21 protein-coding genes and 1 pseudogene are annotated in these 21,348 nt (G+C 41.7%); 4 read left to right on the top strand and 18 right to left on the bottom strand.

Annotated features, from left to right (window positions below; all coding sequences use genetic code 11):
- Positions 1-33 precede the first annotated feature (33 nt).
- Complete coding sequence (locus tag G5T77_RS06425; RefSeq protein ID WP_159123698.1) at positions 34-705, bottom strand: HAD family hydrolase; 672 nt, start codon at positions 703-705, stop codon at positions 34-36.
- A 258-nt stretch (positions 706-963) separates the two neighbouring features.
- Here G5T77_RS06425 and G5T77_RS06420 point away from each other — a divergent pair, with 258 nt between their 5' ends.
- Complete coding sequence (locus G5T77_RS06420; RefSeq protein ID WP_159123701.1) at positions 964-1,731, top strand: hydroxymethylpyrimidine/phosphomethylpyrimidine kinase; 768 nt, start codon at positions 964-966, stop codon at positions 1,729-1,731.
- 113 nt (positions 1,732-1,844) lie between these two features.
- Here the strand turns inward: G5T77_RS06420 and G5T77_RS06415 are convergent, their stop codons facing one another.
- The 15 genes and pseudogenes from G5T77_RS06415 to acnD form a co-directional block, all read right to left on the bottom strand.
- Positions 1,845-2,288: a nuclear transport factor 2 family protein gene (locus G5T77_RS06415; protein ID WP_159123697.1), complete on the bottom strand. Its 444-nt coding sequence runs from the start codon at positions 2,286-2,288 to the stop codon at positions 1,845-1,847.
- 390 nt (positions 2,289-2,678) lie between these two features.
- Positions 2,679-3,041 carry a 5-carboxymethyl-2-hydroxymuconate Delta-isomerase gene (locus G5T77_RS06410; RefSeq protein ID WP_159123696.1) on the bottom strand — a complete coding sequence of 121 codons (363 nt, stop codon included), beginning with the start codon at positions 3,039-3,041 and terminating at the stop codon, positions 2,679-2,681.
- Positions 3,042-3,156: 115 nt separating this feature from the next.
- Positions 3,157-3,495, bottom strand: coding sequence for a zinc ribbon domain-containing protein YjdM (locus G5T77_RS06405; protein WP_034705280.1), 339 nt, complete (start codon positions 3,493-3,495; stop codon positions 3,157-3,159).
- 123 nt (positions 3,496-3,618) lie between these two features.
- Positions 3,619-4,065 (bottom strand): SRPBCC domain-containing protein, encoded by a 447-nt coding sequence (locus G5T77_RS06400; protein WP_159123695.1) that lies wholly within the window; start codon positions 4,063-4,065, stop codon positions 3,619-3,621.
- A 239-nt stretch (positions 4,066-4,304) separates the two neighbouring features.
- Positions 4,305-4,700, bottom strand: coding sequence for a ribonuclease E inhibitor RraB (locus G5T77_RS06395; protein ID WP_004785133.1), 396 nt, complete (start codon positions 4,698-4,700; stop codon positions 4,305-4,307).
- A gap of 236 nt (positions 4,701-4,936) precedes the next feature.
- Complete coding sequence (locus tag G5T77_RS06390; RefSeq protein ID WP_159123694.1) at positions 4,937-5,881, bottom strand: DUF4041 domain-containing protein; 945 nt, start codon at positions 5,879-5,881, stop codon at positions 4,937-4,939.
- A gap of 568 nt (positions 5,882-6,449) precedes the next feature.
- Positions 6,450-7,115, bottom strand: coding sequence for a pseudouridine synthase (locus G5T77_RS06385; RefSeq protein ID WP_004785137.1), 666 nt, complete (start codon positions 7,113-7,115; stop codon positions 6,450-6,452).
- Positions 7,116-7,202: 87 nt separating this feature from the next.
- Entirely contained in the window at positions 7,203-7,658 is a 456-nt protein-coding gene (locus tag G5T77_RS06380) for a hypothetical protein (protein ID WP_034705275.1), read from the bottom strand.
- Between the two features lie 746 nt (positions 7,659-8,404).
- Positions 8,405-9,118 (bottom strand): SIMPL domain-containing protein, encoded by a 714-nt coding sequence (locus G5T77_RS06375; protein WP_005237113.1) that lies wholly within the window; start codon positions 9,116-9,118, stop codon positions 8,405-8,407.
- Between the two features lie 124 nt (positions 9,119-9,242).
- Positions 9,243-9,489 (bottom strand): annotated as a pseudogene (locus G5T77_RS06370) (DUF6868 family protein).
- 149 nt (positions 9,490-9,638) lie between these two features.
- Positions 9,639-9,860: a hypothetical protein gene (locus G5T77_RS06365; RefSeq protein WP_159123700.1), complete on the bottom strand. Its 222-nt coding sequence runs from the start codon at positions 9,858-9,860 to the stop codon at positions 9,639-9,641.
- Between the two features lie 128 nt (positions 9,861-9,988).
- Complete coding sequence (locus G5T77_RS06360) at positions 9,989-10,195, bottom strand: hypothetical protein (protein ID WP_005237115.1); 207 nt, start codon at positions 10,193-10,195, stop codon at positions 9,989-9,991.
- 196 nt (positions 10,196-10,391) lie between these two features.
- Complete coding sequence (locus G5T77_RS06355; RefSeq protein WP_159123693.1) at positions 10,392-10,970, bottom strand: DUF4126 domain-containing protein; 579 nt, start codon at positions 10,968-10,970, stop codon at positions 10,392-10,394.
- Positions 10,971-11,090: 120 nt separating this feature from the next.
- Positions 11,091-11,288: a zinc ribbon-containing protein gene (locus G5T77_RS06350; protein ID WP_257229525.1), complete on the bottom strand. Its 198-nt coding sequence runs from the start codon at positions 11,286-11,288 to the stop codon at positions 11,091-11,093.
- Between the two features lie 374 nt (positions 11,289-11,662).
- Positions 11,663-14,269, bottom strand: coding sequence for a Fe/S-dependent 2-methylisocitrate dehydratase AcnD (gene acnD, locus G5T77_RS06345; RefSeq protein WP_166139098.1), 2,607 nt, complete (start codon positions 14,267-14,269; stop codon positions 11,663-11,665).
- A 745-nt stretch (positions 14,270-15,014) separates the two neighbouring features.
- Between acnD and G5T77_RS06340 the strand changes: the two genes are divergently transcribed.
- The 3 genes from G5T77_RS06340 to G5T77_RS06330 all read left to right on the top strand — a co-directional run bounded on the left by G5T77_RS06340 (position 15,015) and on the right by G5T77_RS06330 (position 19,089).
- Positions 15,015-17,177, top strand: coding sequence for a multicopper oxidase family protein (locus tag G5T77_RS06340; protein WP_166139102.1), 2,163 nt, complete (start codon positions 15,015-15,017; stop codon positions 17,175-17,177).
- Positions 17,178-17,292: 115 nt separating this feature from the next.
- Positions 17,293-18,018 carry a folate-binding Fe/S cluster repair protein gene (locus tag G5T77_RS06335; protein ID WP_166139105.1) on the top strand — a complete coding sequence of 242 codons (726 nt, stop codon included), beginning with the start codon at positions 17,293-17,295 and terminating at the stop codon, positions 18,016-18,018.
- Positions 18,019-18,291: 273 nt separating this feature from the next.
- Positions 18,292-19,089 (top strand): tetratricopeptide repeat protein, encoded by a 798-nt coding sequence (locus G5T77_RS06330; protein WP_166139108.1) that lies wholly within the window; start codon positions 18,292-18,294, stop codon positions 19,087-19,089.
- A gap of 72 nt (positions 19,090-19,161) precedes the next feature.
- Here the strand turns inward: G5T77_RS06330 and G5T77_RS06325 are convergent, their stop codons facing one another.
- Positions 19,162-20,088, bottom strand: coding sequence for an AEC family transporter (locus G5T77_RS06325; protein WP_166139111.1), 927 nt, complete (start codon positions 20,086-20,088; stop codon positions 19,162-19,164).
- A gap of 58 nt (positions 20,089-20,146) precedes the next feature.
- On the bottom strand, positions 20,147-21,256 hold the full coding sequence (locus G5T77_RS06320) for an NADH:flavin oxidoreductase/NADH oxidase (protein WP_166139114.1): 1,110 nt from the start codon (positions 21,254-21,256) through the stop codon (positions 20,147-20,149).
- Between the last annotated feature and the right edge of the window lie 92 nt (positions 21,257-21,348).

Here is a 21,348-nt window from a genome sequence, read left to right as displayed (position 1 = left end):
TAACTCAACTGATGGCTCTAGTCCTCTTATTTTTCAAGTCAATTTTTTATCCGCGATTCGGGTTAAATAGTTTAATAAATGCCTAAAGTTCTCAATCGTATACTTGGGCTGTGCCTGCTGTAATTCAATTTCTGAGCCATAGCCGTATTTGACTGCAATCGATTCAATCCCATTATGGCGGGCACCAAAAATATCATGCTCACGGTCTCCCACCATAATGCATTGATCAGCCTGTATGCCTTGTTGTTCCAGGATATACTGAATCAGTTCCCCTTTATTGGTCCGGTCACCATTCAGCTCACTGCCATAAATCTCAGTAAAATACTGGGCCAGATTAAAATGTTCCAGAATCTGTCTGGCATAAACGGTTGGTTTTGCTGTTGCGAGAAACAGGCGATAACCACGGCGTTTAAGTTCCGCCAGAGTTTCAGCTACGCCTTCAAAGACGTGATTTTCATATAAGCCAGTCACTGCAAAACGCTCACGATATGCCATTAGTGCCTGTTCAGCCAGGGTATCATCCGCATCTACATTCAGAATTTTGGCTAACGAAGCTTTTAGAGGAGGCCCGATAATCCAGTCAATATTCGTGTCTTCACTGATCGGATGACCCACCTTTTCCAGACCATAGCGGGCAGAAGTCGTAATCCCCACTTTTGGATCGGTTAATGTACCATCCAAGTCAATTAAAATATTCTGAATCACACCTTGTCCCCTATGTTTGCAACCGACATCAATTCATAACGTGAGTATAGCCAGATTTCTCTACTCTAAAGCAATTATTAGGCCATAAAAACAAGCCAAGAATGCCCATTTTCAGGGTAATCAACTCTATATTTTGATCAGATAAAACATACGAAATTTTGCCTGACAGACCGTTCTTGCAAGTGATAGAAATTAATATCGAGAGTTTGAATAAATTTGCCTATACTAAGGCAATTTTAGTGAATGAAGGACATCATTTTGCGACCTACCGTACTTTGCTTTTCAGGTTTAGATCCTTCAGGTGGAGCAGGCCTTCAAGCAGATATTGAAGCCATCGGTCAAAGTGGTGCTCATGCTGCAATAGCCTGTACAGCCCTGACTATCCAGAACTCACAACAGGTCTTTGGTTTTGAAGCAACTTCAAAGGAATTACTGCTGGCTCAGGCCAATGCCGTGGTAAATGATCTGCCGATCCGCTGTGTTAAATCAGGCATGCTGGGAACGACTGTAAATATTGAGGTGCTGGCAGAATTTCTAACTGCGCATCCGGACTATCAGTATGTACTGGATCCGGTGCTGGTAGCCAACAGCGGTGGCTCACTCGGCAATCAGGCCACACTGGTCAAAGCGTTTAAACAACTGATTCCGCTAGCTACGATTTTAACTCCAAATACTGTTGAGTTGCGTGCCCTAACAGGTGAGCAGGATTTAGATCAAGCCACGCAGAAACTGTTTGAAATGGGTGCTCATGCGATTTTGGTCAAAGGCGGCCACGAAGATACTCCCGACTATATCCAGAACCGCCTATATATTCAGGGTGAATTAATCAACGAAACCCGCTGTCCGCGTCTGGAAGGTGAATATCACGGCTCAGGCTGTTCACTGGCGAGTTTCATTGCCGGACGTTTAGCCTTGGGTGACCAGTTGAAAACAGCCGTACAACATGCAGAAACCTGGTTATTTGGCGTATTAAAAAATGCGGAAATTCCGGTACCGAATGGTCAGCGGATTCCAAAACGCTTTTAATCTTCCCTAAATAAAAAAGCCTGAATGATTCAGGCTTTTTTATGGCGATTTCTTTTCAAGAATGGACAAATAGACATGATGATCTTGTTTCAATGAAATTTAAAACTTGCACCTTAACCTGCCAGTTTCACAGGACGCAGTTTTTCAGTTTTCTCCTGAACAGGGACAGAAATATGCTGATAATGCAATTGCCACTGATCTTGCTGCTTGCTTAAGACCATGCTGAAGCGACACCACTGTAAAGGAAAATATCGCTCCATCGCCGCATAGGCAATCCGGACATAACCATATACGAAAGCCATGTCATTATTGACCTGAATGGTGACCTCCTTCCGTTCAACGCGCATACCATTGTTGCGCATATATGGGCGGTACTGTTGCCATGCAGCCTGATAAGCCTCGATCCCTTTCAGTTCGGAGCTAATATCAATCAGACAGACATCTGGTCGGCAAAGTTGACGAATTTCGCTGAATTCAAGTGAACAAATAGCTTGATCCCATTTTTGTAAAAATGTCCTGACTTCCTGAGCCAGACATTCTTCCCCTATTATTTTCATTGAATACCTCTCTATAAGGTTTTATTCAGACTTGAAAACCGAGATTTCAAGCATCTCATTACTTTCAGTCTTTCTTGTTTTTCATTATTTTTAATTATGTGAATGGGTCCTGGTTTTACCCATCCCCCATATATCAGGTCAAAAGTGTGACCTAATACCTAAAATTACACTATTTTTTTAATTATAGGCAAAATTTTCTGATCAACTGCAATAATCAGGTGAATTTTGACTGATTATTTAAATTTTCATGCTCTAGTTTTATTTATCGTTCTTTATATTTCAAAATCGCTTTGATACTTCTCAATTTTTTATTAAGTTCTGATGTATTCAAGATAAAGAGAGGAGCTCAGAAAACTTCATTTCCTAGTCCTCACTTCAATCTAAAAAAAATCAAATAATAGCTTTAGTATAAGTCTCTTTGTCCATTTCCAGAATTTCAACACAGAGCTGAATCTTTAACCCCGGCTGCAAGACAATGTGCTGCTGCATGACCTGAAGTACCAGCTTGGAAATTGCCTGGCGGATGTCCAGACTACGACCAGTCAGGAGAGAAACTTTAGCATGCACATAAGCCTGATCTGTCTCCTGCTCTAGTCCAATCACAAAATCCTGCTGTACAATCGCCCTACTTTTTAAATCATTCGGGTCATTAATATAACCGGCGTTAAATAAGGCCTGGTGAATTGCCAACATTAAAGGTCGGGTTTCAAGCTGCTGAATATTATCTGAATATTCAAGATGAAGATGAGGCATAAAGCATAGATCCAGGCATGATATGGCAATCAGAAGAGATTGATCTTCGAGTTTGAGGAAGAAGCATAAACCTTCAAACCCGAAGACCGAAAGCACTCATTCGTATAAGAACGTATCAGGCTTTTTTCACATATTCAGATTTGAGCTTCATGGCGCCAATGCCATCAATTTTACAGTCAATATCATGTCCATCAGTTGCATCGGGCAATAGACGAATATTTTTGACTTTAGTCCCGACTTTAACCACTGAAGAAGATCCTTTAATTTTAAGATCCTTAATCACCGTAACTGTGTCGCCATCAGCCAGCAGATTGCCATGCGCATCCTTGATGACCACGGTTTCCTCAGTTGCTTCCCCTTCTTTCCACTCATATCCACATTCTGGGCAGATTAACAAGTCACCATCTTCATAAGTATATTCAGACTGGCATTTTGGGCATTGTGGTAAAGCCATAGCAACCTCAACAAAACGAAAAATAAAAGAAAAAACAAAAAATTAAAGTTGAATTATAGCATCTTTGGATGGGTTCATGCTCAAGCTTTAAAAGGATCTCCCGCTCGACTTAATTAACTGAACTTAACCATCTAAAATATGTGGATTGACCAGCCAGGACAAAAGCTGCAATGACTCCTGCCAGCTTAAGTGACATGCAGATGGTGGTACCAGATCCGGATAACCCACCTGAATCATATGCAGACTGGTGCCTACAGACACTTTTTCAAAGATGAGCGTGACTTCAATTTCGCCTTTGACCTCAGGTGTAGAAAAGCAATCGGTATAGCGCAGTAACTGGTTGGGAATGACTTCATGATAGGTGCCATGTAAATGATGCTGGGTACCAGTGGCAAAATTGGTCAAGGTGATTTTATAGTTGCCTCCCGGTTTGACTTCGGCATGCTCAACTCTGGCAGTAAAGCCATGCGGTGCCAGCCATTTTGCAATGGCATCTGGATGAATAAAGGCCCGGTACACCCGTTCCGGTGGCGCACTGAATACGCGATGCATTTTTAGGGTATAACTCATTTCAGCCTACCTTTTTTTCTTGTTCTTACTGAAAGATTATTTTTATTTATTATTCGGACGGATCATCCCGATCTCGTCGGCCTCAGTATTTAAATGACTGCCCAATATACTGTACGACCTAAATATAATTGTTATTTATCCATTTTATAGGATGTATAACAAAAAACTACAGTTGACCCGACCAATACCGCAGGCCATAAAAAACCCGGCTTAACCGGGCTTGAATAAGGAAATTTTGATTAGCTGCTACGAAGTTTGCTTTCACCTTCTTCCGGGTCATCTTCATCATCGTAAACATAGGCCATACAGCCCCAGCCATCATATTCACCCTGAAATTCAGCAGCAATTCTGGTAAACCATTGTTCCAGATCGACAATATTTTCATAGGTAGGTTGCATATAGACATGAATGGTAATTGTCCATTCCAGCGTATCGCTCTCCTCATCCTGATATAGGCTTATCTTTTGTTCTTCTTTGAGTAAATGCAATGCACAGCGGTCAGCCTGTTCTTCACTATTAAAGGCTATCGAGAATTCAATTTCATGGTCGTCCTGCAGATCATCACCATCCTGATACATTTGCCACAGTACATGACCATTTTCATCGTCAGGGAATTTGTCATAATCGCGTGCCATAGAGATATCCTTATTATGATGTTTTATTATTCGATTCAGCTTAACTTATTTTATTTGAATTATCGAGTACAGAATATGAAAAAAAATTGAATTTCTCTAAATAACCAACTGAATTTTATCAATATAAATTTAAGAATTTGAAAAAAAAAGCTGCATTTTCATCTAATTAAAAATACCTGCATATCAATCTGCAGATTAAAAAATTTCATCGATTGATCTGGATTTTTTAATTGTAGTTAGGAAGTGATCACTACAGGTGGCTCAGATACTTGATTCTGTCGTAACTGTAGTAAAACGGCGGCGAATTTAAGCTCTTCCAGACGTAAGTTCAGATAGGACTCCTGAATCATGGCCTGGCTCAAGCTTTGTCCTTTATAGTTCATCAGGCGATAATCATCTTTTAAGGATTGCAGCATTTCACCCAGATTATGAGTATTTAACTGGGACAAATACAATTCTGCCCTGCTATTAAATGCCAGACTCAAAATCGCAATGGTGCTCTTGCGACGGTCTTCATCAACATAGTTGCAGCTGGCCACCTGCTGCTGTTCTTTGGCCTGCTCAATCTGTGTTCTGATAGTCAGTAAATACCGGGCTGCATCAGTATCGTTGTAGCCACTAATGAGCTGATCCAGAAGCTGCGTGACCGGCAGATCAAAACCATGTTGATAGCCCTTGATCTTATGCTCGAGAGCTTCAACTACTTCTTGCAGTCGCTGTTGTTCTTTAGCCTGCTGATAATAAGCCTGTAAAGCTTTTCGAGCCTGTCGCTCAATATCAGCTTCGGCCTGAGTCTGTAAATTCTGTAAATACGCTTTGACCTGAGCGATATAGGCTTTGAGATCATCCAGCATGATGGAAGCATCAAGCTTGGTTACTTCTACGAAATTTTCGGCCTGCAAGCTGCGGTTAATAATGTATTGTTCGATGTCACAGATATCCTGATATTGTTTATATTTATTCAGTTCAGTTCTGGCACTTCCCAGTTGCATCCGTAGCTGGGTCATTTCATAATTTAATTCATCAACTTGTGTTTCATAATCAGCCAATTTACTGCGTGAATGATCCAGATTTTCCTGTAAGGACTGAATATTGTTTCTTGATAATTTCAGGCTATTGAATACCCATAGTAATACAATGATTAAAACACTTGCGAGAACAAAGAGCGCGCCACTTAGCATCATCCTGTCCCTTACCCCTTGCACCATATATAGACACTAAAAAATTAAAAATTTATGATGTTTTAAAGTTATTCTGCATAATTTAATGATGAGAATCAAAGATAAAAAATGACCATAAACATTTAATATAATTGATCTTTTAAATGATTTTTCACCTATAAAACCTTAATATTTTTATGCCTATCAATTTACTTAAAATGAATCTGTTGGTGATAATCAATTAAAGGGGTTTTTATTTTTATATCGAATGTTATAAGAACAAACCCCTGAGAGACTGCAAATCTTGAGAAAAACTGAATAAAAATAGATAGATCAAACAGTTAAACTAAAGATAAAGTGATAAAGCTCCTTAAATGATTCCTGAAATTTTTCCGGGTACATATTTCTAATTTCAGAAGATCATCACTTGATAAGACATGATTCAGAACATAATTTTTCTAGAAAACTGCTTAAATTCAACTCCATAATTTTCCGATAATTGAAATAAATTCTGACATTTCTGTTGCAGCTTACTGAAATTTAAACATTTATCAGAATCCATACTCATTTTTTAAATGCTTAAATTTTACTAAAATGGTGCAGGTGCAAGAATTTCAACTTTATGGCCACTCAAGGGTTGAGTAAAAGTCAGTTCACTGGCATGCAAGGCCATGCGATTAAGAGGACTACGCGTTGGTTCCGGATGATAGATTTTATCGCCCGTAATCGGATGACCAATATGCAGCATGTGGACTCTGAGCTGATGTGAACGTCCGGTAATTGGCGTTAGCAATACCCGGCTGATGTCTTGCTCAGGCAGATATTCCAGCCGTTGATAGAGTGTTTTGGCAGCTTTACCCAGTTCAAAATGCACCATTTGCCGTGGGCGATTTTCCCAGTCAGTAATCAAAGGTACATCGACACTGCCCTCGGTCTGAATTTCTCCCTGTACCAGCGCAATATAGTGCTTGCTGACTGTACGTGCCTGGAACATTTTACTGACTGCCACTTCAGCATCGCGATGTTTGGCAAACATCAGGATGCCAGACGTCGCCATATCCAGACGATGGGTAATTTTGGCATTCGGATAACGCTCTAGTACCCGTAAATAAGCACTGTCATGATGCTCAGGCAAACGTCCCGGAACAGACAACAAACCGGCCGGCTTCTCAATGACGACCAGATCATCATCTTCATACAGAATATGCAATGGGTCTTGAGGCGGCGCGTAGACAAAGTTGTCGTTAATAGGCATGTGCTTTAAGCATTCAGGAGAAAACGCGCAAAATAACAATGTCAGGGAATACTGTCAATCCAGCCCTGTTACAGAATCAGTGCCTGACTAAGCTTTGGACGCTGCACTGATGGGAGATACTGAATGACCCGACTGATACTGGGTTTTCAGACTGTCGAGATCTTCATTTAAGAATGCCATAAGATATTGCTGAACCTGTGACATAGTCAGACTACGGAATGACACATAGTCTTTGTTCTTCAGGCTAAACAGTCCCAGAATTTTATGTTGAGCTTCGACTTCAATATCACTTTCCAGCCTGAACTCAAGCTGACCTGAGGGCGCCAGTTCATTCAGTGTGATCTGAATCGACTGTTCAGCATCGGAGTCTGTTACGGTAAAAGTGGTAATGGCGGCTTGCATCTGTAATTGTAAAACCCGTAACTGTTGCCAGTTAATGGACTTGAAAGTAGAGAGAATTTCTTCTGCCGATAAGCTGCCTAGCTGCTCTGCTTCGTCTTCTTCTTGATGCGGATAACTGATTTCTAATTCATATTTTTTCATGGGACGTGCCCCTTTCTTATATGCAAAATTATCATAGCATTCTGTTTTATTTTTCAAGGATATAATTTGTGAGCAAATATTAAACATATTATACTTTAAATTATTTATATCAAATACTTATAAACAACCAGCGACATTAGAGTAGTATTTAAACATAAAATAGTCGAAAGCTATAGGCTGTAAATAAAATAGATTAGATATGTGATTAAAATAGTATTTATTTGAATCTCAAATGAATTTACAGCTATTTAGGAAGAATATAAGTGACTGGGTAGGGAAGGTGTTCAACAGTTTGGAGGAGAAGATTGTTTTTATGAGAGGAGAAAATTTTGAGGGTGTTGGGAAAACATCTTGATGGTTTACTTCAACTATCACTCTTTGTAAGAAATGATCTTATAGCCTATAAACTTTTGGTCTATAGCGTCCTAAGCCGAATCGAGACCTTTTGGGTTCGTACTGCACTCGCGTTTTGCGCCACTCACAGCATGCTACTCTTTTCGATCCCATCACACCCTTGAGATATATAGTAGCCAAGCTGCGGCAAAATTAATTTCCTAAGATTTTTTAATTTTCCCGATTTTTGAAAATATTTTTCTTTAAATATATTTGAAGAAGAATTTTTTACCTTTCACCTCAAAATAAAGATCTTTTATTGCAGAAAGAGCAGAATTACTGGAATTTATCTTCATGTAAAACCTCATTCTGCTCTAAATTTTTTAGACCCCTCTATTCAGCTTTCCAGCCATTTAATCAGCCAGATAATAATCCACTGTAGAAACCACACGAACTTTCTTTAGATAAGGCGTATTGCTGTCACGGTCCTCAATGCTAAACAGACCTTGATTGGCAGTCTTGATTTTCCCGAGACGGCTTTGAGAATCCGCGGCAAACTTTTCTGCCACACTGCGGGCATTTTGCGTGGCTTCTTCAATCATGGCTGGTTTGATGTCATTCAATTTGGTAAAGATATATTCCGTTCTTTGCCCGGAATCATCACCACCAAAAGCAATGCCCTTTTTACCCAGAGCGACCAGACGGGTTTGCGCTGCACGGACTGCATCAATATTGTGGGTATAAACCGTAATGGTCTGATGCGCGGTATAACGTAAGGCAACATTGGCATCACCGCCGTATTGCTGGGCATATTTATCTGTAGTGACTGGAGAACCGGTGGTAATTTCTTCTGCCTTAAAACCTTCACCTTTTAAGAAAGCCTGAATTTGCTGGGTTTGCAGCTCCATAGTGTCATACAGTTCTGTCAGATCCTGACTACCGCCACTAAAACGGATGGGCCAGACTGCAACATCGGCTTTAACCTCACGTTCCGATAAACCTTTTACGGAAACAATCCGCTCATACTGTTTAATCTTGACCGCACTATTGCCCAAAATGAATCCGGCGATAATCATTCCCAAGCCGATCAAAGCCCCTAAAATCAAGGCAGGTTTAAACTGATTCATTGATCCGAACTCCTTTTCCATATTGTTATCCTGTTTCGAGCATTATAAGCCTTAAACTGCTCTGTGTAATGCTGATGCGACTATCAGTTTTATTTATTCCTGGAACTTTGGAAAGTTTTATCTCCTAACTTTTCCCCATCAAATATAGGGTAATTAGCGGAACCAGATTGAACAGGAATATCCCGACTTTATAAATGGCCATGCCGCTATAGTGAATGGCATCAAAAGTTGGATCTGAGAGCTGAAACCATTGACCATGCAATCGTTTCACCCAGTCTCGTGCAGACAATCAGCAAAAACCAGAGCATTAAAATGCTGTAATTCAAAGCCAATGTATAAAGTAAAAACCGACACCAGAAATCGAGATTCATAGTGATTCCCTGCCTGTAGAGCCATCTATCCTTAAGTTAACAGATTGATCAAATGTTCAGGAACTGCTGATTTGTATCTGTGATCTAAAGGGAAATGGTTTAAATATTTTCAGCTAAAAGTTTCAGTTCTCACTTCCAGCGATCACTTTTTAGCGTACAAACAGATGACGGGTATGATGATTGATATAGGCATTTAAGCCATCACCATACTGGGCCAGCTGTTTCATATTTTCCACATGCTGATAGCCCGTACTGCTATAACTATAGGTATACACTTTCGAAGTTTTCTTAAATTGAACCCGAATAAACTCATTGCCAATCTCATAATTGGCCACACCCGAGTCATGATTGAGATCAAGATAATGTTGCAATTGAGCAGCCCTAAACATGATAAATCTATAGTTTTATATGGGGTCAAATTGATCATTTTTCAAACAGGATAAATGATAAAACCCACTGTATAGCGGGTTTTAAATGACGACCAATATGTCTATAAATCTCATTCTGTACAGCACTTATGACAGCCCTCTACTTTCTCCCTCGGCCAGTTCATTCTTGCGCGTTTATAAGCCAGATCATAATTAGCAAAATATCCAATCAGAATCTGGTTATCAAATTCTGGCAGGTCTTCACAGCCTCGTGTTGCGTTATGAATATAGTGCACGCCTTGGGCAGACTCTTGTTCATCTACAATAAATTTAATCATTTATAGTTCCCCTAATATTGTTTTTATAAAGTTCAACCACAAATAAAACCATACAAAAATTATGCCTTTTATAATCCCATAATAAAATTATGTCTTTTTTGAATAAAAATCAAGCAATTTAATGAACAAGATGAGGGCCTTTCTTTAAGCAAATATTTCATTAAGAATGAGTGATAAATATTTATTTATCTGATTCTTATAAGGCGGAATTTTCTAGCTTGTTTTTCTTTTTTAGACGTATCCAGCGAATTGCCATGATGGCTAGCATTACAACCAGCAAGGCAGCTAGCACTGGCAAAAGCAATGACAGAATGGATAACAGAATAGCCCCGATCCACTCTCCGGTTGAGAGTACGGGATTCGCAACACCGCCTGTAGTGGCAGTTGATAGTCCACGTGCTGCAACACTGCTCAGTTGCACGGCCCCTGCTGTTCCGCCACCGACAATAATCGCTGCGGCCCAAGCTGCAAACTGGGACATTTCTCCACTGCTGGCAGCCATCGTGGTCAGAGTTCCGGCCAGTATGGCAGCAGGCGTTGCAATTGTATCGATGGCATTGTCCACCCAGGGAATATAATACGCAGCGATTTCACAGAGGGTCGCGATGGCTAAAGCCAGGCAGACTGCCGGCATGGCCAGCCATTCAAAACCGGTCATCGGTTCAAACCAGCCCATCAATGCGGCAATACTCATTATCAGCAAAGGCACAAAAACACGGAAACCAGAGGCTGCACTCAAGCCGATACCGATACATAAACCGAGGATTGTTTCCATGCTGCTTGCCCTTGAGATTTAAGCCATTTTTATGATCCAAATTCTACGCTAACAAAAAAGCCCTATCGGGTGATAGGGCTTTTATTTAAAACAGGATCTTCTGTTTTGAATATCGTGTGCTTAGGCAACCTTATCGTTATATTGGGTGCCGAGGCATTTGGTACACGGTGGTAGTCGGTCTGTACCAATTTCTAAGAAGACGCGATGTCCGCATTGAACACAAAAATAGAAACCCGTTCCCGGTTTTGAGCCAGCTGTAACCATCTTTGTTCTCCGTTGTTTTAGAAAATGGTCTAAGCAGTATAACTCTGTTGTGATGAATGTCTATTGTCCATTTTTGTAAATGATAGTGTCGTTAAAGCTAAGTGATATTTTTATTTGTGATTTAATGATATTCCGTCGCTGCGCCTAGTCACTTTCACTTTCTATGATAAATAGCTTGATAGCATTGGAATAAATGGAGCTAAGAAAGTATATATAGTGACATGATTAGAGAGAAAACTCATTAGCTCACCATATTGGGAAGTATATTCTGGTGTTCCAATTGAGGTTCCTAATTTTTCAATTCTTAGTTCTAGATCGCTAACTAACTCTTCCTCTTTAATCCACCCCAACCCTCCTTTAAAAAAGGAGGGAGTTCCCCTCTTTAGAAAAGAGGGGTTAGGGGAGATTTTTACTAGTAACTAGAAAAATTAAGCCACATTCCCTTCCAAGAAATCCTGCGCAAAGCGCTGTAATACCCCACCCGCTTCATACACAGAAACCTCTTCTTCAGTATCCAGACGGCAAGTCACCGGCACTTCAATGGTCTGTTTTTTGCCATCCTCAGTCGCACGCTCAATCACCAGAGTCAAAGTCGAACGTGGCGCAATATTACCGATCACGCTATATAGCTCAGTACCATCCAGCTTCAAAGTTTTACGATCTGTACCCGGCTTAAACTCAAGTGGAAGTACACCCATACCGACCAGATTCGTACGGTGAATACGTTCAAAGCCTTCAGCCACAATCGCTTCTACACCTGCCAGACGCACACCTTTCGCAGCCCAGTCACGGCTTGAACCTTGACCATAATCTTTACCTGCAACAATGATGAGCGGCTGCTTACGGTTCATGTAGGTTTCAATCGCTTCCCACATACGCATCACTTCACCTTCCGGCTCGACACGTGCTTTAGAACCTTGCTTAATGGTACCGTCGGAACGCACCACCATTTCGTTATACAGCTTCGGATTCGCCAAGGTTGCACGCTGTGCAGTCAGGTGATCACCACGGTGCGTTGCATACGAGTTAAAGTCTTCCTCAGGCAAGCCCATTTTTGCCAGATATTGACCCGCTGCCGAATCCAACACAATCGCATTCGATGGAGATAAATGATCAGTGGTGATGTTATCGCCCAGAATGGCTAAAGGACGCATATTTGCAAGGGTACGCGGTGCAGCCAAAGCCCCTTCCCAATATGGTGGACGGCGGATATAAGTACTTTGCGGACGCCAGTCATACAGTGGACTTGCTGCCTGCTCACGCTCGCCCAGATCAAACATCGGAATATAAACTTTCTTGAACTGCTCTGGTTTTACCGATTCTTTCACCAAAGCATCAATTTCTTCATCCGATGGCCAGATGTCTTTCAGGTAAATCGGATTGCCGTCTTTGTCTGTGCCTAAGGCATCTTTCTCGATGTCAAAGCGGATCGTACCGGCAATTGCATATGCGACCACTAACGGTGGAGATGCTAAAAATGCCTGCTTCGCATAAGGATGGATACGACCATCGAAGTTACGGTTGCCCGACAATACCGCAGTGGCATACAGGTCACGGTCAATAATTTCCTGCTGAATCTTCGGATCAAGCGCACCCGACATCCCGTTACAGGTGGTACAAGCATACGCCACAATACCAAAGCCCAGTTTTTCCAGATCTTTCAGTACACCGGCTTCTTCCAGATACAACGCTGCTGCTTTAGAACCCGGAGCAAATGATGATTTAACCCAAGGTTTACGTACTAGACCAAGTTCATTAGCCTTGCGTGCCAACAAGCCTGCTGCCACGGTATTACGCGGGTTAGACGTATTGGTACACGAAGTAATCGCCGCAATAATGATCGCACCATCTGGCATTAAACCATCAGTACGGTTTTCTACCACACCCGCAATGCCTTTTTCTTTCAGGTCAGACGTTGATACACGCGCATGTGGATTGGATGGACCAGCGATGTTACGGGTGACAGTCGATAGGTCAAAACGCAATACACGTGGATATTCTGCCTGAATCATTTCTGATGACCACAGGCCAATCTCTTTCGCATAGGTTTCAACCAGTTTGACCTGTTCAGATTCACGACCAGTCAGCGTCAGATAATCAATGGTGTTCTGATCAATATAGAACATGGCTGCAGTTGCACCATATTCCGGGGTCATATTGGAAATTGTGGCACGATCACCGACTGACATGCTGTCTGCGCCTTCACCGAAGAATTCCAGATAAGCACCAACCACACGTTCTTTACGCAGGAATTCGGTTAGAGCTAAAACAATATCCGTTGCGGTAATGCCCGGCTGACGCTGTCCTACCAGTTCGACACCGATAATGTCTGGCAAACGCATCCATGATGCACGGCCCAGCATCACGTTCTCAGCTTCTAATCCACCAACACCGACTGAAATCACGCCTAGCGCATCCGTATGTGGAGTATGCGAGTCAGTCCCCACACAGGTATCCGGGAATGCCACGCCATCACGGTTCTGAATGACTGGTGACATTTTTTCCAGATTGATCTGGTGCATGATGCCGTTACCCGCAGGAATTACATCGACATTTTCAAACGCAGTTTTAGTCCATTCAATAAAATGGAAACGGTCTTCATTGCGGCGGTCTTCTACCGCACGGTTTTTCTCAAATGCATCTGGGTCAAAGCCGCCATATTCTACTGCCAGCGAGTGATCGACAATCAGCTGGGTCGGCACCACTGGATTGACTTTAGACGGATCACCGCCTTGATCGGCAATCGCATCACGCAGACCGGCAAGATCGACCAGTGCTGTTTGCCCTAAGATGTCATGACACACTACACGCGCCGGATACCAAGGAAAATCATGTTCCTGTTTACGCTCAATCAACTGGCGTAAAGACTGTTCTAAAATCGCAGGGTCGCAACGGCGTACCAGCTGCTCGGCCAGCACTTTAGATGTATAAGGAAGTTTGGCATATGCGCCTGGCTGAATATCTTCTACGGCTTGACGCACGTCATAATATTCCAGCTGGGTACCTTGCAGCGGTTTCCGGTAGTTATTGTTCATAGCTTGCCTGCCCTCTTTCATTACTCTTTTTATTCATCAAAATATCTTGATGACTTGTTTTTTAATAAAGGCATTGTACGCTGTCGAAAGTCTATTTCCCAAATCTTATAATTTTCAAAAGCTTAAATACTAAAAATGGTATTTTTACCAAAATTACTGACCCATACTTTAGAATTTTGACTCTAAATTGCATTTTTTCTGAAAAATAGGCCTAAATCTGTCTCATTCTTTAGTATGAGATGTTGATAACAGCATAAAAAATAATCAATTTCTTGGAATGAGTTTAAGGATAAATTTCATATGAAATCAAAGCTTAGAATTTTTTAATTTTAGAAATAGCTCATTTAATAAAAAACTGAATCTATATTTTTTTATTTCAGTGTTAAGCATAACTCTTAACCGAAAATGGTAAATTTCATTGCAGATATGGCTCGATGAGTGTAGGCGAAAAAATCATTTTTCAGGTTAGACATACCCCGAAATAAGTTACATTCTCAATTCCATATATTTTTTAAGACTTTCTTACAATTTTAGAAATACGTTAAATATTTATAGGACAATGATTCATAAACATGAGCTTATAAAACGCATCCCTATCTAAAATACTTTACACACGTCATTTTAGCTTACCGTCTGTCGCCCTCCCCCTAATTTGGTGATAACAGTCTGTATCTCAACTTTGTAAATCTACCCTCGAATTACTTCACAACAACACTCATCACAAAAGCACATAAGGGTGATTACAATGATACAACTCGCCATTCTTGGTATCGTTGCTGCAGTGATCGCTGTACTGGCAGCAAGCTGGAATGGAGGTAAAAATCCCTCCAATCCTAAACCGCCAACTCCCCACAACCCTAACCCACCTACCACTCCCAATAATCCCAACAATCCACAACCTTCTCCAACAGCACCCGATACTTTGATTAGCAATCCGCCCCTATTGCAAAAAAATTCCAAGGGCACCCATGAACTGATCGTCGCTTATAAAACCGGCAAGATTTACAATCCGAGAAATAGTACCTGGGATCAACTGTTCGTCAGAGGTTATCTCACTAATGCCAGCTTGTTTAACAAGAAAAAAGCTGGAGAGTCTGTTGAAGACCTTTTAATTGGTCCGCAGATCCGGGTCAAACAAGGTGAAACCCTGAAAATTAACCTCAATAACCAGCTTCCACCTGAACAGAAAGCCACCTGCCCAGACAGAGTGGATAATGTAAACGATCCACATTGTTTTAATACCACCAACCTGCATACTCATGGCTTCTGGGTAAGCCCTCAAGGCAATAGTGATAATGTTTTCCTGAAATTTAAACCTCAGGAAAAATTTGACTATCAGTACAAAATGGAGCCGAATCATCCGGCAGGAACCTACTGGTATCATGCCCATCTGCATGGCTCAACAGCTATTCAGGTATCGAGCGGTATGGCAGGCCCATTAATTGTAGAAGGCTCAAGAACACCAAAAGTAAAAAATGGCAAAGTCACTGAAACAGGCGATATGGACATTTTATGGAAAGAAAAAAATAGCTATCCAAATGAAAACATCCTGCTATTCCAGCAAATTCAATATCGATGCTCTAACCCTGACCCGGATGTAAAATTCGATATTCCCAACAATTGCGAAGGTAAAGGCTTAGGATTACTTGAAGATTATACAGATATCGCTAATCCTGGCTCTTGGGCCGGCCAGAACTTTTATACGTCTATCAATGGTAAAGTTTTAGGGGAGATCAAAGTTAAACAGAATGCTTTTAATCGCTGGCGCATGATTCATGGGGGGGTACGCGACACCATTGGTTTGATTATTAAAGAACTGCCAAACTCCAGTAAATTTAGCGCCGCAGACACCCTTAAAGCCTGTCTGGCATATCAGGAAGCAGATCCAAAAGAGTTTAATGAGAGTTTAAAAAGCTTACCTGTTTATACGATTGCTCAAGATGGTTTGACCATGACTCAGGTACAGCGCAGAACACTGTCTGTGTTCCAGCCTGGTTATCGTCATGATGCAATGGTTACCTTCCCAACCACCAATAAATACTGTATTTATGACTCCAAATTAAATATTGAGGATGAAGTGAATGCACCGATCCCAACGGGTCAAATTACTCCTCAACTAGCTCCAAACCACCCTTTCAATGCCCAACTACTGGGATGGGTCAATGTACAGGCAAGCAAAACAAAAGCGCAGACTCCTGCCCAGTTCCTGCAAGAGCGCGCGAAAAAAATTGGTTTAAGCAAAGAGATTCAGACTCAGTTATCCAAACTTGATCTTACTGCCTTTACCGATCATCCATCCCTAATGACTCCTGCAATTGACAAGCTGGTCGCTTCCAGACCAAAACAGTACAGTAAATTTGAACTGGCTTTCGCAAATGGTCTTAAATTTGGCTTCCGCCATAAAGAAGATGGTGACTTACTCAGTTTTGGAGATGCATTTGATGGCGAAGGATCAGTCGGTCGGACACATGCCAAAGATCCGGATCGTGAATATGTACGTCAGTTACAAATTGGGCAGACGGATGAATGGGAACTGACGACCGAAGCTTTTGGTGGCCATCCTTTCCATATTCATGTTAATCCATTCCAGATTGTTAAAATCTTAAAAACTGTCACTGGTCCTAATGGCGAATCTAAAGAAGTTGATGTGAGTGAATTAGCGCCTGATGATAATGACACAGATGATGTGCAATATCGTGGCATGAAAGGACAATTCAAAGATACCCTGTTTATCAAAGCAAACTATAAATTTATTCTTCGCAGTCATTACAAGAAATTTGAAGGTGATTTTGTACAGCACTGTCATATCCTCGATCATGAAGATCAGGGCATGATGGAAACGGTACGGGTCTGTGGAGGCAAATTCCCTTGTGATTCACCTCTGCCAACCTCGTCGCATCATCACTAATTAGACACTCCTGAAAAGGCCAATGATCCCGATTGTTGGCTTTTTTGTTTGCCTCTATTAAATGCTTGCTGCACAATAGTTTGATTGATTTTTAGTATTCAAACTGAGGCTGATCATGGCAACATCTCCTGCTTTTACCTTATTTACGCTGAATGGAGTAGATGCGCAAAAATTCCTTCAGGGTCAAGTTACTTTAAATGTCGAAACTCTGGCTGAAAACCTGACTCGCTATACAGCGATCTGTAGCTTGAAAGGACGTATCCAGTTTGGTATCTGGTTGAAAAAAATTAATCCGGAAAGCTTTGAAATTGTCAGCCCTGAAGATCAGGCAGCAGAACTGGCCAGCCATATTAAAAAGTTTGGTGCATTTTCAAAAATGAAACTGGAACAGGTTGGCCCGGTTTATCCAGTTATTAATGATATCCAGACTGATTTTGTTGAAACTGAAACGGATATTACCCTTTGGCAACAGCAAGCTATTGCTTCAGGTCAGGCTTGGATTCAAGCAACTACTGCGACCCTGTTCCAGCCACAGGAATTGCGTCTTCATCAACGTGAAGGCATTCACTATGACAAAGGCTGTTATCTGGGTCAGGAAGTGATTGCTCGCTTATGGTTCAAAGCCAAGCCAAAACACTGGTTGCATTTGATTCAAGATACAGGTGAAGCACCTGCTGTTGCGACCAAGCTGCACAATGACGTCGAAGTGGTCAATAGCATTGGTACAGATGAGGGTTATCAGGCTTTGGTAGTTGCCAAACCTGAAGCATTGGCTGAGCTGGATGTACAAGTTCTGGAATTGCCTGAAGCTTTAAGTGGTGATGTGGCACGTCCACAATAATAACCTGTTATCTTGATGCAAAAGCCAGAATTCAATTCTGGCTTTTTTATTTTTATTAGGCTAAACAATTAAATAGACAAAGATTGACTGAATAAAACACACCTTAAACCGAGCACGCTTTTATTGATTCACCTCCTCTATGATTCTCAAATAATTTGTAATTAGTCACATATTCAGTATTTACAAAGCCTGAAATCGTCTTATGATGTAGATGAAAACGACAAAAATCGCACCATGGAATTAGGTGTTAGAAAAATTAAGGTTATCGGAACAATGAAAAAATTAGTACTTGCTGCAATTCTTGCAGTGTCCAGCCAATTTGCCCTAGCAAACACTTCAAATGCCCCAGTTGACCCTCAATTTGCCAAAATTGAAGAGATGGTGAATGCCAAGAATTTCAAGGGTGCCTACGATGCTTTAAGCAAACTGGCCAGCCAGGGAAATGCACAGGCTATCTATAACTTAGGCTATTTAACGCAAACTGGCCAAGGCACTGCCAAGGACGAAAAAAAGGCTATTCAGCTATATGAACAGGCCGCCAGCAAAGGTTATCCAGTGGCCAACTATGTACTGGGCAAGAATTATACCGGTGGTACTTTAGGCCTTAAGCAGGATTTGGGCAAAGCCAAACAATACCTGGAACGTGCATCGGCAGCCAATTTCGATGAAGCAACCGTAGATCTGGCTATACTTTTATTTGCTGAAGGTACAACAGCTTCTGACCAGCAGGCCTTGAAAAAATTACAGCCTCTGATTAGCAAAGGCAATATGCCGGCCATTCATGCCAAAGCCTTATATGACATCAGCAACGGCTTTAAAACCAAAAATGAAAAGCCGATCCAGCAAGGCTTGAGCAGTATTCAGGATCTGGCAAAAAAAGGCTATGTCCCTGCCCTGATGGCGATTGGCAATATGTTTGCCAACGGCAGTATTGTTGCGCAAAACCTGCCTGAAGCGAAAAAGATCTTTGCAGCCCTGGCACAGGAAAATATCCCAAAGGCCAGAGAATCTCTAGCAGCAGTGGATAAAATGATTGCTGAGCAGAAAAAAGTACCTGCCAAAAAAAGTTGATCAGACTTAATCAAAATAAAAAAGCTCCTGTTGGAGCTTTTTTATGGGCTATAGATTTATAAACCAGCGTGTTTAACTCCACCACAAAGTAATAAGGCCACTGGCAACCACGAAACCTGCAATAGTACTCATCAATAAAGGGGTTAAGGTTCGCTCATTAAGGCCGTATGCTTGTCCTAACATACCGAAAATCGTTGGCATAGGCAGTGCTGCGATCAAAGTCCCAGCATAGATCATTTCCTGACTCAGCTGAGTCAGTCGACTAAGACCTAGATACATCAGGATCGGCATCAGGATATTGCTGGAAAATACCAAATAGAAACTTTGCAGATTCACATATTTCAGGCTCATGCCCACGATTCCGCCACCAATCGCAAACAGCGCCAAAGGTGAGGCAGTCTGTCCAATCATGGCAAAGACCTGATCCAGATAAATTGGCAGGCGAATTTCAAAAATCGCACAGGCCATACCCAGCATCACCCCCATAAATAAAGGGTTCTTAAACAGCATGAGAATGGTACTTTTCACAAGACTGCCCAGATTGGCTTGATATTGTGTACCGAGTGCAGCCAGGATCAACACCATCGGAATCAGGATCATGCTTTCAATGATGACCACCAATGAGGTATAGGTCATTGCATGCTGTCCCACCAATAAAGTGAGTACTGCTGTACCAATCAATCCGGTATTGGACATCGCTGCCCCCAAGGACAGAACAGCACTATGCGAAGAGGTATTCCGGAACTGACGGCGCATTAACCAGAAGCTGAAACCATAAAGTAATAAAGTGACAGAGGTATAGACCGCAAAGTATTCAAAATACCAGATTTCATGCAGATCTTTAGAGGCTAAAAACTGGAAGAACAGTAACGGTAAGGCCACTTTGATGACAAAGGCCCCTACCATTTCGACCTGTTCTTTTTTTAGAATTTGACATTTCACACTCAGGTAACCTAGTGCCAATAATAAAAATATGGGCACAATTACCGCAATAATCATATGAAATGTCCTGTTGTTTGAGATGCGTTATTATAAGCCTTTCTAAGAAAAAATAGCCTTAAAACGATTCAAACAACTGATTTAAGCCATGCGGTGCAGAACGTAAATATTGTGGAGAAATTGCTATTTTTTCATCCAGCGTTACTGCGGCATGCCAAGGCCAGCGTGGATCATAAAGCAAGGCACGTGCAATCGCGATCGCATCAGCCTGTTTATACTCCAGTATGCCTTCTGCCTGCTGTGCATCGGTAATCAAACCCACAGCAATGACTGGAATATTCACGTCCTTTTTAATCGCTTCAGCAAAAGGGACCTGATAATTCGGATGCACATCAATTTTCTGATCTACATGTAAACCTGCACTCGAAACATGAATATAGACTGCACCTAGCTTCTCTAGTGCTTTGGATAGTTCGACTGAAGATTCTACATCCCAACTTTCTACACTATCCATCCAGTCCGTTGCTGAGATACGAACACCAATTGGAAAACCTTCTGGTACGGCGGCTTTTATTGCTTCAAATACTTCAAGCGTCAGACGAATACGGTTTTCAAATGAACCGCCATATTGATCCTGACGATGATTCGATAACGGTGACATGAACTGATGCAATAGATAACCATGTGCTGCATGTAGTTCAATCAATTCAAAGCCTGCTTCAACCGCTCGCTTGGCACTGGCTGCAAAATCCTGAATCACTTGCTGGATTTCATCAACACTTAAAGACTTGGGTGGATGTTCATGAGCCTGGAAAGGAATATCACTGGCAGAGACAGTTTGCCAGCCGAGTGAATGATCTGGGGCGAACTGCCCTTTGCCACCCCAAGGTTTATCTGTAGAGGCTTTACGGCCTGCATGTGCAAGCTGTATTGCAAAAGGCATAGGAGAAATTGACTTGACCTTTTGCAGTAAGGTTTTGATCTGGCTGGCCTGCTGGTCATTCCAAAGCCCTAAATCGGCATAACTGATGCGACCTTCAGGTTGTACAGCGGTGGCTTCCACAATGCAAAGACCTGCACTGGATAAGGCATAATTGGCCCATTGTTGTTCATGCCAGTAAGTGATTTCACCTTGCTCGGTTGCAGAGTACTGACACATCGGGGCAATCACAATTTTATTTTTAAGTTGCAATGATCCAAACTGAACCGGCTGAAATAGTAGTGACACGCGGTATTCCCTCTTTTTGTGAAGTGGCTTTTCAGAACTTTTTACCAAAAAATAAAAAACAGGCTCTGATGAGCCTGTTTATTTATAACGTG

This window comes from Acinetobacter sp. GFQ9D191M (assembly GCF_011174875.1).
Taxonomy (GTDB): domain Bacteria; phylum Pseudomonadota; class Gammaproteobacteria; order Pseudomonadales; family Moraxellaceae; genus Acinetobacter.
The sequence above is the reverse complement of the archived record's forward strand: the minus strand, read 5'-3'. Positions and strand labels throughout refer to the sequence as shown.

Excerpts from the sequence above, each read along its gene's own strand:
- G5T77_RS06415 (WP_159123697.1), bottom strand. The coding sequence starts at position 2,288 with ATGAAAATAATAGGGGAAGAATGTCTGGCTCAGGAAGTCAGGACATTT.
- G5T77_RS06410 (WP_159123696.1), bottom strand. The coding sequence starts at position 3,041 with ATGCCTCATCTTCATCTTGAATATTCAGATAATATTCAGCAGCTTGAA.
- G5T77_RS06405 (WP_034705280.1), bottom strand. The coding sequence starts at position 3,495 with ATGGCTTTACCACAATGCCCAAAATGCCAGTCTGAATATACTTATGAA.
- G5T77_RS06400 (WP_159123695.1), bottom strand. The coding sequence starts at position 4,065 with ATGAGTTATACCCTAAAAATGCATCGCGTATTCAGTGCGCCACCGGAA.
- G5T77_RS06395 (WP_004785133.1), bottom strand. The coding sequence starts at position 4,700 with ATGGCACGCGATTATGACAAATTCCCTGACGATGAAAATGGTCATGTA.
- G5T77_RS06390 (WP_159123694.1), bottom strand. The coding sequence starts at position 5,881 with ATGCTAAGTGGCGCGCTCTTTGTTCTCGCAAGTGTTTTAATCATTGTA.
- G5T77_RS06385 (WP_004785137.1), bottom strand. The coding sequence starts at position 7,115 with ATGCCTATTAACGACAACTTTGTCTACGCGCCGCCTCAAGACCCATTG.
- G5T77_RS06380 (WP_034705275.1), bottom strand. The coding sequence starts at position 7,658 with ATGAAAAAATATGAATTAGAAATCAGTTATCCGCATCAAGAAGAAGAC.
- G5T77_RS06375 (WP_005237113.1), bottom strand. The coding sequence starts at position 9,118 with ATGAATCAGTTTAAACCTGCCTTGATTTTAGGGGCTTTGATCGGCTTG.
- G5T77_RS06360 (WP_005237115.1), bottom strand. The coding sequence starts at position 10,195 with ATGATTAAATTTATTGTAGATGAACAAGAGTCTGCCCAAGGCGTGCAC.
- G5T77_RS06355 (WP_159123693.1), bottom strand. The coding sequence starts at position 10,970 with ATGGAAACAATCCTCGGTTTATGTATCGGTATCGGCTTGAGTGCAGCC.
- acnD (WP_166139098.1), bottom strand. The coding sequence starts at position 14,269 with ATGAACAATAACTACCGGAAACCGCTGCAAGGTACCCAGCTGGAATAT.
- G5T77_RS06340 (WP_166139102.1), top strand. The coding sequence starts at position 15,015 with ATGATACAACTCGCCATTCTTGGTATCGTTGCTGCAGTGATCGCTGTA.
- G5T77_RS06335 (WP_166139105.1), top strand. The coding sequence starts at position 17,293 with ATGGCAACATCTCCTGCTTTTACCTTATTTACGCTGAATGGAGTAGAT.
- G5T77_RS06330 (WP_166139108.1), top strand. The coding sequence starts at position 18,292 with ATGAAAAAATTAGTACTTGCTGCAATTCTTGCAGTGTCCAGCCAATTT.
- G5T77_RS06325 (WP_166139111.1), bottom strand. The coding sequence starts at position 20,088 with ATGATTATTGCGGTAATTGTGCCCATATTTTTATTATTGGCACTAGGT.